General features: G+C 65.1%; 10 protein-coding genes. 3 read left to right on the top strand and 7 right to left on the bottom strand.

The annotated features are described in order from the left end of the window. Nucleotides 1–15: 15 nt before the first annotated feature. From uvrC to uvrB, 4 genes are all read right to left on the bottom strand, one after another. Nucleotides 16–1,971, bottom strand: a complete 1,956-nt coding sequence (uvrC, locus tag IE92_RS0102855) for an excinuclease ABC subunit UvrC (protein WP_030143368.1) — start codon at nucleotides 1,969–1,971, stop codon at nucleotides 16–18. After that, nucleotides 1,972–5,115 carry an excinuclease ABC subunit UvrA gene (gene uvrA, locus IE92_RS0102850; protein ID WP_081863821.1) on the bottom strand — a complete coding sequence of 1,048 codons (3,144 nt, stop codon included), beginning with the start codon at nucleotides 5,113–5,115 and terminating at the stop codon, nucleotides 1,972–1,974. It abuts the gene before it with no gap. A 54-nt stretch (nucleotides 5,116–5,169) separates the two neighbouring features. Further along, nucleotides 5,170–6,126: an SGNH/GDSL hydrolase family protein gene (locus IE92_RS0102845; RefSeq protein WP_030143366.1), complete on the bottom strand. Its 957-nt coding sequence runs from the start codon at nucleotides 6,124–6,126 to the stop codon at nucleotides 5,170–5,172. A gap of 141 nt (nucleotides 6,127–6,267) precedes the next feature. Beyond that, entirely contained in the window at nucleotides 6,268–8,334 is a 2,067-nt protein-coding gene (gene uvrB / locus IE92_RS0102840; protein ID WP_030143365.1) for an excinuclease ABC subunit UvrB, read from the bottom strand. Nucleotides 8,335–8,435: 101 nt separating this feature from the next. Between uvrB and IE92_RS0102835 the strand changes: the two genes are divergently transcribed. From IE92_RS0102835 to IE92_RS0102825, 3 genes are all read left to right on the top strand, one after another. Next, entirely contained in the window at nucleotides 8,436–9,365 is a 930-nt protein-coding gene (locus tag IE92_RS0102835; protein ID WP_043321310.1) for an SDR family NAD(P)-dependent oxidoreductase, read from the top strand. A 126-nt stretch (nucleotides 9,366–9,491) separates the two neighbouring features. Further along, nucleotides 9,492–10,004: a GNAT family N-acetyltransferase gene (locus tag IE92_RS0102830; protein ID WP_030143363.1), complete on the top strand. Its 513-nt coding sequence runs from the start codon at nucleotides 9,492–9,494 to the stop codon at nucleotides 10,002–10,004. A gap of 258 nt (nucleotides 10,005–10,262) precedes the next feature. Further along, nucleotides 10,263–11,627 carry an MFS transporter gene (locus tag IE92_RS0102825; RefSeq protein WP_030143362.1) on the top strand — a complete coding sequence of 455 codons (1,365 nt, stop codon included), beginning with the start codon at nucleotides 10,263–10,265 and terminating at the stop codon, nucleotides 11,625–11,627. 53 nt (nucleotides 11,628–11,680) lie between these two features. Here the strand turns inward: IE92_RS0102825 and coaE are convergent, their stop codons facing one another. The 3 genes from coaE to IE92_RS0102810 all read right to left on the bottom strand — a co-directional run bounded on the left by coaE (nucleotide 11,681) and on the right by IE92_RS0102810 (nucleotide 15,044). After that, complete coding sequence (coaE, locus tag IE92_RS0102820) at nucleotides 11,681–12,292, bottom strand: dephospho-CoA kinase (protein WP_051701517.1); 612 nt, start codon at nucleotides 12,290–12,292, stop codon at nucleotides 11,681–11,683. A gap of 179 nt (nucleotides 12,293–12,471) precedes the next feature. After that, entirely contained in the window at nucleotides 12,472–13,926 is a 1,455-nt protein-coding gene (gene rpsA, locus IE92_RS0102815; protein ID WP_030143360.1) for a 30S ribosomal protein S1, read from the bottom strand. Between the two features lie 143 nt (nucleotides 13,927–14,069). Further along, nucleotides 14,070–15,044 (bottom strand): epimerase, encoded by a 975-nt coding sequence (locus IE92_RS0102810; protein WP_030143359.1) that lies wholly within the window; start codon nucleotides 15,042–15,044, stop codon nucleotides 14,070–14,072. Between the last annotated feature and the right edge of the window lie 8 nt (nucleotides 15,045–15,052).

Here is a 15,052-nt window from a genome sequence, read left to right as displayed (position 1 = left end):
ATTTGCCGTCGAAATTTATGCTTCGCGCGGCGCCGCCAGCGTGGAAACGATGGTTTCGGCCAGGCTCTCCCCCACCCCGGGTACCTCGGCGATGGCCACGGCATCGGCCTCCCGTAGCCGCGCGACCGAACCGAAGTGCTTGAGCAGCGCCGAAATGCGCGCGGGGCCGAGGCCCGGAATCTCGCCCAGGATCGTGGTGATATCGCGCTTGCGCCGGGAGCGCTGGTGGGTGATGGCGAAGCGGTGCGCCTCATCACGGAGGCGCTGGATCAGGAACAGCGCCTCGCTGTTGCGGGGCAGAATCACCGGGTAATCGCTATCGGGCAGCCACAGCTCCTCGAGGCGCTTGGCGATCCCGGCGAGCTGGATTCCGGTCTGTCCCGAGTCCTCCAGCGCCCGCTTGGCGGCGGCCACCTGGGGCTGCCCGCCGTCCACGATCAACAGCTGCGGCGGATAGGCAAACTTCTTGGGTTTGGCCACGATCTCCGAGGCCAGCGCCAGCGCCTCCCCCTCGGCGTCGGTGCCGGTGTTGGCGGACTCGTCCGCCCCCGCGGCCAACGCCGCCTCCAGTACCGGTTCCTCGGGCTCGCTCAGGTACGCCAGGCGGCGCGAGAGCACCTGGTAGAGCGAGTCGGTGTCATCGGTGGATTCGGCGACGTTGAAGCGGCGGTACTGGTCCTTGCGCGGCAGGCCGTCCTCGAACACCACCATCGAGGCCACGATGTTTGTGCCCTGCAGGTGCGAGGCGTCATAACACTCGATGCGCAGCGGGGCCTGGTCCATCCCGATGGCCTCCTGGATATCGGCCAGGGCCTGCGATCGGGCGGCGAAGTCGGCCGTCCGTCGGGTCTTATAGAGCTTGAGCGTGCCGGCCGCATTGATCTGCGCGGTCTGCATCAGCGCGGCCTTCTCCCCGCGCTGCGGGGTCTTGATCCGCACCTTGGCCCCGCGCCGCTCGGCGAGCACAGACTCCATCTCGCTGACGTCCTCGGGCAGCTCGGGCACGATGATCTCGCGCGGGATATCCACCCGATCGGCGCTCGCGTAGACGCGCTGCAACAGCCCGTCCACGAGCTCACCGGTCGAGAGCTCCAGCTCCTTGTCCACGGTCCAGCTCATCACACCGCGAATACGGCCTCCGCGCACCATGAACTGGTGCACCGCGGCCGAGAGCTCGTCGTGGACAACCCCGAACACGTCGGCGTCGAGGGAGTCCCGCAGCACCATCGCGCTCTTTTCCAGCACGGCCTCCAGGGAGAGCAGGGTGTCGCGGTAGCGGGCGGCGTTTTCGAAGTCGAGATCGGCCGAGGCCTGCTTCATCTTGGCGGTGAACTCGGTCACAAACCGGCGGTCTCCCCCGGCCAGGAACGAGACAAAGTCGTTGACTCGTTCGCGATGCTCGGCGATGGTCACCCGACCTGAACACGGCCCACCACACTTGCCGATCTGCCCGGCAAAACAGGGCTTCCCGGTCTGCATGGCGCGCTTGTAGTTGGTGTCGTTGCACGTGCGGATCGGGAAGGCCTTGACCATCAGATCCATCGTCTCGTGCACGGCCCAGATCTTCGGATACGGACCGAAATAGCGCGCCCCACGAATCTTATGATTGCGGGTCACCATGACCCGGGGCGACTCTTCCCCCAGGGTCACACAGAGATACGGGTAGGTCTTGTCATCGCGGAACTTGACGTTGAAGGGTGGATCAAACTCCTTGATCCACGTGTACTCCAGCTGCAACGCCTCGATGTCGCTGCCCACCACGGTCCAGTCCACCTTGGCGGCGCTGGTGACCATCCGCCGGGTGCGCTCATGCAGGCTGCGCAGCGGCGCAAAATAGTTACTCAGGCGCTGGCGCAGGTTTTTGGCCTTGCCCACATAGAGAACCCGCCCCGACGCGTCGGAGAACCGATACACGCCGGGGCTGGTGGGAATCTCCCCCGCCTTTGGTCGATAGCTGAGGACGTCGCTCATTTAGTTATCGGAACCCGTCTTTCGGGTCTTGGTGGGGGCGACCCGGGTGGTCACAACCTTGGAGGAGCGCGACCGCTTGGGCTTGGCCGGGGCGGCGGCATCGCCCGCCGACGCCTTGGCCGCGGAGGATTTCGCCGCCGCCTTCCCAGCCGCGGTCTTGGCAGCCGCAGTCTTGGCAGCCGCGGTCTTGGCCGCCGGCTTCCCGGTGGCCTTCTTGGCGGCACCCTTGGCCGGGGCCACCACGATCGGGGTGGGCAGCACCCGCGGGTAGCGCTCGGGGTTCAGCTCAAAGATCTCCTTGAGGAACATCCCGGTGAAGCTCTCGGGGTTCTCGGCCACCTGCTCGGGGGTTCCGGTGGCGATGATGGTTCCACCGCCGGCACCACCCTCGGGTCCCATGTCGATGATCCAGTCGGCGGACTTGATCACGTCGAGGTTGTGCTCGATGGTGATCACCGTGTTGCCCTTGTCCACCAGGCCGTCCAGCACCAGCAGGAGCTTGCGCACGTCTTCAAAGTGCAGACCCGTGGTCGGCTCATCCAGCACGTAGACCGAACGTCCGTTGGTGCGCTTCTGCAGCTCGGTCGCGAGCTTCACGCGCTGCGCCTCACCGCCGGAGAGCGTGGTGGCGCTCTGCCCCAGTCGGACGTAGCCCAGCCCCACCTCCACGAGGGTCTTCAGGTAGCGGTGGATGGCCGAGATCGGCTCGAAGAAGTCGGCGGCCTCGGCGATGGGCATGTCCAGCACCTCGGAGATGTTCTTGCCCTTGTAGTGCACGGCCAGGGTGTCGCGGTTGTAGCGTGCACCCTGGCACACCTCACAGGCCACGTAGACGTCGGGCAGGAAGTTCATCTCGATCTTGATGGTTCCATCACCGGCACACGCCTCGCAGCGCCCACCCTTGACGTTGAACGAGAAGCGTCCGGCCAGGTAGCCGCGAACCTTGGCCTCCTGCGTTTCGGCGAAGAGGTTACGGATCTTGTCAAACACGCCGGTGTAGGTGGCCGGGTTCGAGCGCGGGGTGCGGCCGATCGGTGCCTGGTCGACGTGGATGACCTTGTCCAGGTGCTCTAGGCCGGTGATCCGGGTGTGCTTACCGGCGACCCGGCGGGCACCGTTGAGCTTATTGGCCAGCACCCGATACAGGATGTCGTTGACCAGGGTGGACTTGCCCGAGCCGGACACCCCGGTCACCGCGACGAAGGCGCCCAGCGGGAAGTCCGCGCTGACGTTCTTCAGGTTGTTCTCGGTGGCACCCACCACGTGCAGCATGCGCTGCTTGTCGATCGGGCGGCGCACGCTCGGCGGCGCGATGGCCCGGCGTCCGGAGAGGTAGTCTCCGGTCACCGACTCGGTGTTTGCCAGCAGCTCCTTATAGCCACCGGAGTGGACCACGCGGCCGCCGTTGACGCCGGCGCCGGGTCCGATGTCGACGATCCAGTCGGCGGTGCGGATGGTGTCCTCATCGTGCTCCACCACGATCAGGGTGTTGCCGAGGTCGCGCAGGGCCACCAGGGTTTCGATCAGTCGGCGGTTGTCGCGCTGGTGCAGGCCGATGCTCGGCTCATCCAGCACATACAGCACGCCGGTCAGGCCCGATCCGATCTGGGTTGCCAGGCGGATGCGCTGAGCTTCACCACCGGAGAGCGAACCGGCCGAGCGGGCCAGGTTGAGATAGTTCAGGCCCACCTGAATCAGGAAGTCGAGACGCACCTTGATCTCGCGCAGCACCTGCGCACCGATCTTCGCCTCGCGCTCGGTGAGGGTCAGGGTCTCCATGAAGGCACGGGCATCACTCAGGCTGAGCTCGGCCACATCGGAGATGTTCTCGCCGTTGATCAGCACCGCGAGCACCTCGGGCTTGAGCCGCTTACCCGCACACACCGGGCAGGGCACCTCACGCAGGTACTCGGTCCAGCGCTGGCGCTGGGTGTCAGTCTCGGCCTGCAGGTACTGACGCTCGATATACGGCATCACACCCTCGAAGCCCGAGGAGTAGGTCATCTCGCGCCCGAAGCGGTTCTTATAGCGCACCTTGACCGAGAAGTTATTGCCGCGGAGGACGGCCTCCTGGATCTTCTTGGGCAGCTGATTCCACGGGGTATTGAGCGAGAAGTCCAGGTCGTCGGCGAGGCCCACCAGCAGCTTTTCGTAGTACTGGTAGAGGCCCTTGCCCTGGGTGGACCAGGGGACGATCGCACCCTCGTTGATGCTCGCCTCCGGGTCTCCCACCAGGAGTTCCTCGTCCACGCTCATCCGGGTGCCCAGGCCCGAGCACTCGGGGCAGGCACCAAACGGGGCGTTGAAGGAGAAGGTGCGCGGCTCGATCTCGGTGAGCGAGATCGGGTGGTTATTCGGGCAGGACAGCTTCTCGCTGTAGCTGCGGAGGGCATCATCCCCCTCGCGATCCACGAAGCTCACCTGGACGATGCCGTCGGTCAGGCGCAGCGCGGTCTCCAGCGAGTCGGTCAGGCGTCCCAGCAGCTCGGGACCGGCGACCAGACGGTCCACCACCACCGAGATGTCGTGCTTATAGCTCTTCTTCAGGGTGGGCGGGCTGCTCAGCTGGATCTGCTCGCCGTCGACCAGCGCGCGGGAGAATCCGGCGGCCACCAGCTCGGCAAACAGGTCAACAAACTCGCCCTTTTTCTGCACCACCACCGGGCTCATAATCAGGTAGCGGGTACCCGTCTCGAGCTCCATCAGCTGATCGGCGATCTGCTGCACGGTCTGCTTCTGGATCGGCTCATGACACTCGGGACAGTGCGCGATGCCGATACGCGCCCACAGCAGACGCATGTAGTCCCACACCTCGGTGATGGTACCCACGGTCGAGCGGGGGTTGCGGTTGGTCGACTTCTGGTCGATCGACACCGCGGGGCTCAGGCCCTCGATGAAGTCGACGTCGGGGCGATCCACCTGGCCCAGGAACTGGCGCGCATAGGCCGAGAGCGACTCGACGTAGCGACGCTGCCCCTCGGCGAAGATGGTATCGAACGCGAGCGAGGACTTTCCCGACCCCGAAAGGCCGGTAAATACCACGAGCGAGTTACGGGGAATTTCCAGGTTGACGTCACGCAGGTTGTGCACACGGGCACCACGGACACTCAGCGAATTCAGGGAATCAGGCAGTTGGATCGACACCCGATTAGTCTACGCGCGACCACCGACATTGCATTCCGCCAGCGGCGCAATGCGCTAGGGACGCGCCGTCGCGGTGGCCGCGGGCGTGCCCTTGGCGCTGGTCCAGGCCTTGTCTCCCAGCCGAGTAAATCCGGCGATCATCGCATCGGCGACGGCCACGTGACCCGCATCATTGGGGTGTTCACCGTCCTCATAGAGCAGGTCCGGCGCCGAGACCAACGGCTGTCCGATGTCGAGGTAGTGTCCACCGATGGTCCGCACATCGTGCTGCACCCGTTCACGCATTGCGACCATGGAGTCGGGCTCCTCGGTGTTCTGCCAGATCGGGCTGGTGGCCACGATATCGGCGGAGGGGTGCGCCGCGCGCAGCAGCGCAAAAAACGTGTCAATGTGCGAGTCGGAGTCGGTGACGTCCACGTTGACCTCGTTCTTACCGCCGTTGACCAGGATGCGCTGAGCGGACGCGGGAATTGCGGCGATCTGCTCCAGATAGGACGCGCAGCGGTCCTGGCCGCACTCGCTCTGACTGCTGTCTCCCTCAATCGAGGTTCCATATCCCACTCCCCCCTCGGAGAGGTTGTCCACAGTCCACCCGTAGTGGGCGGCAAGCAGGTGCATGTTGTCATGCTGAGGGTCGCTGGCTCCGCTGCTTCGCGAATAGGAGTCTCCGAGGACATAGACCTTTGGATTGGGTGACGCCGAGGCTGCGGATTTCGCCTCGAACGCACCGGCAACCGAAAGTTCGAGATTGTGGGCATCGGTCCCCACAAACCCGAGTACCCCGTCATCACCGGGAAGCGCGAGGAGGGCGATCAGCGCTACCGGAATCATCCCCGCCAGCAACGCAAAAACCGCCCGGTTTTTTCGGGAGGCCCGGGCTGTCCGTGCTCGGCGTCGCCCGGTGCTCGCATCCAGGCTCACGATCACGCCGGGATCACCGTCGTGATTGGGGGAGTGCGAATCTGCATGTGTACGCCGCGAGGGTTTTGCGGCGTCGAAGTCGGACAACATGGGGCCATCCTACGCCTCCCCGGACCGACACCCGAACGGGTGACACGCAATACTAATTAACCCCACAGCTTCCCGTAATCCGGGGAAACACGGGGCCCCACGTTGTGTTCAAACGCGGGGCCTCGTGGGCGGCACTCACACCTAGATGTGACCGGCCTTTTCCATCTGCCGGAGCTCCTTTTTGAGGTCCTGAACCTCGTCGCGCAGACGTCCGGCAAGCTCAAACTTGAGCTCGGAGGCGGCGGCGAGCATCTGCTCGGTAAGGTCGGCGATGAGCGTTTCCAGCTCGGCCGCACCCTCGGCGGCGATGCCCTCCCGGCGCAGGCGCGGGGTCGGCGACTTCTTTTTATCGCCCTGCTTACCGGCGAGCAGCTCGGCCGTATCGGCACCCTCACGCAGCAGCTGATCGGTGATATCGGCGATCTTCTTGCGTAGCGGCTGCGGATCGATGCCGTGCTCGAGGTTGTACGCCACCTGCTTTTCGCGGCGGCGATCGGTTTCGTCGATGGCCAGGCGCATCGAGGGGGTGATCTTATCGGCGTACATGTGCACCTGACCGGAGACGTTACGCGCCGCACGACCAATGGTCTGAATCAGCGAGGTCGCCGAGCGCAGGAAGCCCTCCTTATCCGCATCGAGGATCGCGACCAGAGACACCTCGGGGAGGTCGAGGCCCTCACGCAGCAGGTTGATACCCACCAGGACGTCGTACACACCCTGGCGCAGCTCGGTCAGCAGCTCGACCCGGCGCAGGGTGTCCACATCGGAGTGCAGGTAGCGCACACGCACCCCGGCCTCGGTGAGGAAGTCGGTAAGCTCCTCGGCCATCTTCTTGGTCAGGGTGGTCACCAGCACGCGCTCGTCTCGTTCGGCGCGGGCGGTGATCTCCTCGAGCAGGTCGTCGATCTGACCCTCGCTGGGCTTGATCACGATCTCCGGATCGACCAGGCCGGTGGGGCGGATGATCTGCTCAACTACGCCATCGGCAATGCCCATCTCGTATTTGCCCGGGGTGGCCGAGAGGTACACGGTCTGACCCACCCGGTTCTTGAACTCGGAGAAGGTGAGCGGGCGGTTATCCATCGCGCTGGGCAGACGGAAGCCGTGGTCCACCAGGGTGCGCTTACGCGAGGCATCACCCTCGAACATCGCGCCGATCTGCGGGACGGTCACGTGGGACTCGTCGATCACGGTGAGGAAGTCGTCGGGGAAGTAGTCGAGCAGACAGTTGGGGGCCTCCCCCGCCTGGCGCTGATCGATGTGGCGGGAGTAGTTCTCGATGCCCGAGCAGAACCCGATCTGCTGCATCATCTCCAGGTCGAAGGTGGTGCGCATGCGCAGCCGCTGGGCCTCCAGCAGCTTGCCCTGACCCTCGAGCTCGGCCAGTCGAATTTCCAGCTCCTCCTCGATGGTTTTCATCGCGCGCTGCATGGTCTCGGGGCTGGCCGCATAGTGGGTGGCCGGGAAGATCGAGACCGCATCCAGCTGCTTGACAATCTCGCCGGTGAGCGGATGCAGCGAGTAGATCGCCTCGATCTCGTCGCCAAACAGCTCGATCCGCACCGCGAGCTCCTCATAGACCGGGATGATCTCGATGGTGTCGCCGCGCACGCGGAAGTTGCCGCGGGAGAAGTCGATGTCGTTGCGGTTGTACTGCATGCCCACGAAGCGACGGATCAGGCGATCCCGCCCCACGTTTTCGCCCACCTGCAGCGCCACCATGGCGTCTAAGTACTCCTCGGCCGCACCCAGGCCGTAGATGCAGGACACGGTGGAGACCACCACAACATCACGCCGACTGAGCAGCGAGTTGGTGGTGGAGTGACGCAGGCGCTCGACCTCGGCGTTGACCGAGGAGTCCTTCTCGATGAAGGTATCGGTCTGCGGAACGTAGGCCTCGGGCTGGTAGTAGTCGTAGTAGGACACGAAGTACTCGACCGCGTTATTGGGAAGCAGGTCGCGGAACTCATTGGCCAGCTGCGCCGCCAGGGTCTTATTGTGCGCCATAACCAGGGTGGGGCGTTGAACCTGTTCAATCAGCCACGCGGTGGTGGCGGACTTACCGGTACCGGTGGCACCCAGCAGCACCACATCGGCCTCACCGGCGTTAATACGCGCGGCCAGGTCGGCGATCGCGTTGGGCTGATCACCACTCGGGGTGTACTGGCTGATGACCTCAAACGGACGAACGGAGCGGGTGGGTTCCATGCCTCCAGTCTAGGCACCACCACCGACACCGAACCCGTCGTTCGCCCGAGGCGGATCCGCAACGCTCGCATGCTGGCCGCGATGTCCGCTAACGTGAGCCCATGACTACGTGGAATCCCGCCCGCCTCCCCCGCCAGGACAACCGAACCTTTGTGGTGACCGGCGGCGGCGCGGGGATCGGATTCTTTATCGCCGAACAGCTGGCGTCCACCGGGGCCGAGGTGGTCATCGCCGCCCGCAGCGAGGAGCGGGCCACCCGGGCCCTGGAAACCCTGGCCGCGCGGGATCCGCAGGCCCGGCTGGGTTTCATCCGGTTGGATCTGGCTGATCCGGCCTCGATCGAATCCGCCGCGGCGGAAATCGGGGCGCTTCCCCGGCTCGACGCACTGGTCCTCAACGCCGGGCTCAAGCCCCAGACTGAACACCACACCTCCGTGGCCGGCGACGAACTGGTGTTCGGAACCAACCAGCTGGGAAACTTCGCCCTGATCGCCCGCTCGCTCCACGCCCTTGAGCGCACACCCGGATCGCGCCTGGTGACGATGGGCAGCCTCGGCTATACGCTGGCCAGGCTCGACCCGAGCGACGTGGACCATGTGGGCCGCCCCTACCGCTCGCTCCCCTTCTATACGGCCTCCAAATACGCCCAGATGCTCACGGCATTCGAGCTGGATCGCCGCCTGCGCGCGGCCACCTCACCGGTTGCCTCGGTTGTTGCCCATCCCGGTGTGGCGATGGACCAGCTGGCCCCGGATCGCCGCCCCGCGCTCCCCTACGTTCCCTGGCCCGCCTTTCGCGCGATTCCTGCGCGCCTGTTCTCCCAGGGCAAGGACGCCGGTGCCTGGCCGGCCGTACGGGCCGCCCTCGATCCCACGGTCAATGGCGGCGAAATGTGGGGGCCGCGGTTCCTCTCCAGTCGCGGCGCTCCGGTGCGCGAACGCCTCCCTCGGAAGCTGCGGACGCTCGAACTGGCCCGCGAGATCTGGGACCTCAGCGTCTCGCGCACGGGACTCGACCCTCAACCGCGCTAGCCTCGGCTACCGACTCGGTTGTGATCCAGGGGCAGCCGGGAACGCCGAGATTACGGCCTTTAGAGACGCGGATCTTCCCGGTAGTGCCGAGTTCTCGCCACCCCCGACGGCCGATAGACTGGGCCAATGACCGCCGTGACTCGCCTCCTGGATGCCCACAACCCGCGCGAGCTTGAGGCACTGCTCGCGCTGAACAACGCGGCGGTACCCGCGGTGAATCGGCTGAGCCTGGACGAGCTGCGCACGCTGATCGACACCGCCCATCTCGCGGTTGCCGTGGTCGATCCCGCCGATCCGGACACCGTTCTGGGGGCGATCATCACCTTCGCCCCCGGTGCCACCTACGCCAGCGAAAACTATGCCTGGTTCTCCGCCCGCGGGCAGAACTTCCTCTATGTGGACCGGATCGTGGTGGCCGAACGGGAGCGCGGCCGCGGCCTGGGACCGGTCCTCTACGCGGCCGTGTTTGATGCGGCCCGCGCCGCCGGGCTGAGAACGGTCACCTGTGAGGTCAACACCGATCCCCCAAACCCCGGTTCGCTGGCGTTTCACGCCCGGCTCGGTTTCGCCCGGGTGGGTGAACTCTCGACCAAGGGTGGTTCGGTGAGCGTGGCGCTGTTGGAGGCCCCGGTCCGCTAGTCTCGGAGTCCCGAGCGCGGTTCAGTGTCCGCGGTGTCCACCCGGACATTGATGCCCGGCTATCGCGTAGCGTGAGCAAAGATCCGCGGTAATACCGGGCTGGCACCGCACCCCAAAGGTCTGGTCAGACAGACAAACGTACCGCGTGCGACCCGCTCCCCCGGACCCGCAGCGATCCTGCCTAGAGTTGGCGACGGCAACGCCGCCCGGCTCCGATCCCGAGTGCGATGGCGTGCCATCAAACAAAGGACACGATCTATGTCGCAAAATACGCGAACCAAGGGACTGCTCGCGGCCCCGCCACCCGCACCGCGCCTCTCACCTGAGGTGATTGCCACACGATATCCGCGGCTGCGCCTCCAGGTGTTCGTGGGGATCTTCATCGGCTACGCCGGGTTCTACCTGATCCGAAACAACCTGCCCCTGGTGGCCGCGATTCTGGAGGACAACGGACAGATCAACAAGTTTGGAATCGGGCTGGTCGCCAACGCCACCCTGATCTCCTACGGGTTCTCCAAGTTCTTCTCGGCGATCCTCTCCGACCGCTCAAACGCCCGGTACTTCCTGCCGCTGGGCCTCGCCCTCTCGGCCGTGGCCAACCTGGCGGTGGCCTTTGTGCCCGCGGTCACGGCCTCGCTGGCGATCTTCGCCACGGTCATGTTCATCAATGGCTGGTTCCAGGGGATGGGGTGGCCGCCCAGCGGACGCGTGCTGGTGCACTGGTTCTCCACCAGCGAGCGTGGCATCAAGACCTCGATTTGGAACGTGGCCCACAACGTGGGTGGCGTCGGGGCCGGCGCGCTGGTTGCGCTGGGGCTTCAGCTGACGGGTAATGACTGGACCTCGGCGTTCTGGCTTCCGGCGATCGTCGCGCTGGTGGTGGCGCTGGCTGCATTCCTGCTGATCCGGGATACCCCCGAGTCCCAGGGCCTCCCGCCGATCGAGGAGTACCGCGATGATCCGGCCAAGGTCTCCGTGGATGAAAGCGCCGATTCGAGCCGAAGTGCCTGGAGTCTGATCAAGGAACACGTGCTGATGAACCGCACGATGGTACTGCTGGCACTGGCGAACGTGTGCGTCTATGCGCTGCGCTACGGCATCCTGGTGTGGGCACCGATCTATCTCACCCAGGTGCGTGGCGCCAGCGTCACCGGCGGTATTGCCGGGTTCTCGCTCTTTGAACTCGCCGGGATCGGCGGCACGATCCTCTGTGGTGTGCTCTCGGATAAGGTGTTCCGCGGCAACCGCTCGATGACCGGAATCGCCTTCATGATCGCGGTGGCCGGAATGACCGCGATCTACTGGCTGCTGCCCGAGGGCGTCCCGATCTGGATGCCGCTGGTCGCGGTGACCTTGATCGGTGGCCTGATCTACGGCCCGGTCATGCTGATTGGCCTGCAGGCACTGGATCTCTCCCCGCGCCACGTCGCCGGCACCGCCGCCGGCTTCACCGGACTGTTTGGCTACGTCATCGGGGCCACCATGGCCTCGAGCGGGGTGGGATTCCTGGTGGAAAACTTCGGCTGGAACGTCACCTTCATCGCCCTGATCGCGATTGCACTGCTCACCGTGGTGTTCCTCGCGCTGATCAACAGGGACGAAAAGGCCGCCCTGGCTCGCTAGCTCGCACATGGCAAAGGCCGCCCGGTACCTCGGGCGGCCTTTGCCATGCCTTCCTAGTGGCGGGGAGAGAGACCCGGCACCCCATCGGCGAAGTCATCCACCGCGTCGAGGGTTTCACCCAGGGACCCGCCGGTGTTGATGATGTGGGTCGCGACCGCGCGACGTTCGGCATCGGTGGCCTGGGCCTCGATCCGGCGCTCGGCCTCGGCGCGGTCCATCTGACGCAGCCGCACCATCCGCTCGATCCGCACGTCGGCGGGTGCCTCGGCCACCACCACCGCATCAAACGGATACGGAAGCTTGGCCTCGACCAGCAGCGGGACGTCGTACACCACCACCGCATTGGGGTTTTCCGCCTCGGCCGCGGCAAACAGTGCACGGGTACGCTCCTGAACGGCGGGATGAACGATGCCGTTCAGATCCGCCAGGGCCTCGGGGTTACTGAACACGATGGCACCCAGGGCCGGACGGTTCAGCGCACCGTCCTCGGCGATGACCTCCTCGCCAAAGCGAGCACGAATCTTCTCCAGTGCGGGCTCCCCCGGCTCGACCACCTCGCGGGCGAGGCGGTCGGCATCCAGGTGCACGGCACCGCGTTTCTTGAGTCGTTTGGCGATGGTGGATTTGCCCGAGGCGATGCCCCCGGTCAGGCCGATCAGATACACGCTGTGCCCTTTCGCGGTTGATTCTCCTCCACCCTACTCCCCGAACGCGGCCGGGCGAACCGAACATCACCCGACAACTCGGGGAACAACAAACGGGCCGCTCTCCCGAAGGAGAACGGCCCGGTTGTTTACCGAAGCGAAACGCTCAGCGAACCACTAAAGGAATTAGTTGTTGCCAATTAGTTGTTGCTGGAGAGCTTCTCGCGCAGTGCGGCCAGCGACTCGTCGTCGGCAAGGGTGCCGGCGCCGGTCGACTCGCTCGAGAAGGACGAACCGGCGGCCGGAGCCTCGGGTGCGTTTGCCTCTTCGATGGCGGCCTGTGCGACCTGCTTCTTGTGAGCTTCCCAACGAGCCTGAGCGGCGGCGTAGTCCTGCTCCCACTTCTCGCGCTGAGCCTCGAAGCCCTCGCGCCATTCGTTGGTCTCGGAGTCGAAGCCCTCGGGGTACTTGTAGTTACCCTGCTCGTCGTACTCGGTCAGCATGCCGTAGAGTGCCGGGTCGAACTCGGTACCCTCGGGGTCGACACCCTCGTTGGCCTGCTTGAGGCTCAGCGAGATGCGGCGACGCTCCAGGTCGATGTCGATGACCTTGACGAAGACCTCTTCGCCAACCGAGACAACCTGCTCGGCGAGCTCAACGTGCTTGCCCGACAGCTCGGAGATGTGCACGAGGCCCTCGATGCCGTCGGCGACGCGAACGAACGCACCGAACGGAACCAGCTTGGTGACCTTACCCGGTGCAACCTGGCCGATGGCGTGGGTGCGGGCGAAGACCTGCCACGGGTCCTCCTGGGTGGCCTTGAGCGAAAGCGACACGCGCTCACGGTCCAGGTCGACCTCGAGGATCTCAACGGTAACTTCCTGGCCAACCTCGACTACCTCGGAGGCGTGCTCAATGTGCTTCCAGCTCAGCTCGGAAACGTGCACCAGACCGTCGACGCCACCCAGGTCCACGAAGGCACCGAAGTTGACGATCGAGGAGACAACACCCTTGCGGACCTGTCCCTTCTGGAGGTTGTTGAGGAAGGTGGTGCGCGACTCGGACTGAGTCTGCTCCAGCAGGGCGCGACGCGAAAGCACAACGTTGTTGCGGTTCTTGTCGAGCTCGAGGATCTTGGCCTCGATCTCCTGGCCCAGGTACGGGGTCAGGTCGCGGACGCGACGCAGCTCGATCAGCGATGCGGGCAGGAAGCCGCGCAGGCCGATGTCTACGATCAGACCACCCTTGACAACCTCGATGACCGAACCGGTCACGACGCCATCGGTGTCCTTGATCTTCTCCACATCGCCCCATGCGCGCTCGTACTGTGCGCGCTTCTTCGACAGGATCAGACGACCTTCCTTGTCCTCCTTCTGGAGAACGAGGGCCTCGACCGAGTCGCCGACATTGACGACCTCGCTCGGGTCTACGTCGTGCTTGATGGAAAGTTCACGCGAGGGGATAACACCCTCGGTCTTGTAACCGACGTCGAGGAGAACCTCGTCGCGGTCGATCTTCACAACGGTACCCTCGATGAGGTCACCATCGTTGAAGAACTTCAGAGTCTTCTCGACCGCAGCCAGGAAGTCCTCGGCAGTGCCGATGTCGTTGATCGCGACCTGCTTGAGGTTCTTGGCGGTCGTTTCGCTTGTCATGTAGTGGTTGCTCCAGAATGGACAGGGTTTCGGGCCGTCATGGCCGGGTCACCTGGTTGGTGACACGGGTTGATCATCACGGCAGAACGGATAGATTTGTCACGAGCGTGACGCTCTATCTTATCCCGGCGACTCGCCCGACTTCAAGCCGGGATCGCGCGGTATGTCGCGATCTGGGTCAGTGCCGGGGCCAGGGTCGGGTATCCGAACGTGAATCCCGCATTCTCCAGGGTTTCCGGGATCACCCAGCGGCTCTTGAGGATCATCTCCGATTCGGTGCGTAGGACCGCCATCGCCGGCTCGATCATCCAGCGGAACGCGGGCATCCCGAACGGTGCCCCGACGCTCCGACGCAGCTCCCGCATGAACTCGGCGTTGGTTACGGTCCCCGGGGAGGACACGTTGATCGCCCCATCCAGCTCCTCGTGCTCACGGATGAACTCGATCGCCGAGATCACATCGTCGATGTGGACCCAGCTCATCTTCTGCCTCCCGCCTCCCCCGCCGAAGCGATGGTAGGTGCCGGCGGCCAGGCGCGCGCGGCTCGCGGGCCAGCGTCCGTCCATCTGCGGACCGCCGATACCCAGCCGGGCCAGGCGGGTCAGCGGCACCAGGGCGCTGCCGTCGCCGAGCACGATCGCCATCCGCAGCGCCACCCGGCGCACCCCGGGCAGGTCGCCGGCGAAGAATTCGGCCTCCCAGGCGGTCGCAATCGACACCGAGAATCCGGAGCCGATATCGCCGGTGGACTCGGTCATCGGACGATCCCGGGCGTCGCGGTAGATCGTCGCCGTGGAGGCGTTCATCCACACCGGCGGCGGATTCTTCAGGCCCGCCACGATCTCGCGCAGCTCGCGGGTGGTCTCGACCCGCGAACGCAGGATTTCTCGGCGATTCGCCTCGTGATAGCGGCAGTTCACGCTCTTCCCCGCCATGTTGATCAGCAGGTCCGCGCCCTCAAGCAGCGCGGCTATCTTCTCCCGCTCCCCCCAGCGGGCATCGGGACCCGAGCGGCCGATGCGGCTCACCCGGGCCCCGAGCCCCCGGTAATAGGAGTCGAGGTGCGCACCGATAAAGCCCGATACCCCCGCCAGTACTACGTGCCTTGGTGCACTCACCCCGAGTC

Source organism: Mycetocola saprophilus (assembly GCF_000718085.1).
GTDB lineage: Bacteria > Actinomycetota > Actinomycetes > Actinomycetales > Microbacteriaceae > Mycetocola > Mycetocola saprophilus.
The sequence above is the reverse complement of the archived record's forward strand: the minus strand, read 5'-3'. Positions and strand labels throughout refer to the sequence as shown.

Bases quoted from the DNA above. Each gene is read 5' to 3' on its own strand.
- uvrC (WP_030143368.1), bottom strand. From the start codon at position 1,971: ATGAGCGACGTCCTCAGCTATCGACCAAAGGCGGGGGAGATTCCCACC.
- IE92_RS0102845 (WP_030143366.1), bottom strand. From the start codon at position 6,126: ATGTTGTCCGACTTCGACGCCGCAAAACCCTCGCGGCGTACACATGCA.
- uvrB (WP_030143365.1), bottom strand. From the start codon at position 8,334: ATGGAACCCACCCGCTCCGTTCGTCCGTTTGAGGTCATCAGCCAGTAC.
- IE92_RS0102835 (WP_043321310.1), top strand. From the start codon at position 8,436: ATGACTACGTGGAATCCCGCCCGCCTCCCCCGCCAGGACAACCGAACC.
- IE92_RS0102830 (WP_030143363.1), top strand. From the start codon at position 9,492: ATGACCGCCGTGACTCGCCTCCTGGATGCCCACAACCCGCGCGAGCTT.
- IE92_RS0102825 (WP_030143362.1), top strand. From the start codon at position 10,263: ATGTCGCAAAATACGCGAACCAAGGGACTGCTCGCGGCCCCGCCACCC.
- rpsA (WP_030143360.1), bottom strand. From the start codon at position 13,926: ATGACAAGCGAAACGACCGCCAAGAACCTCAAGCAGGTCGCGATCAAC.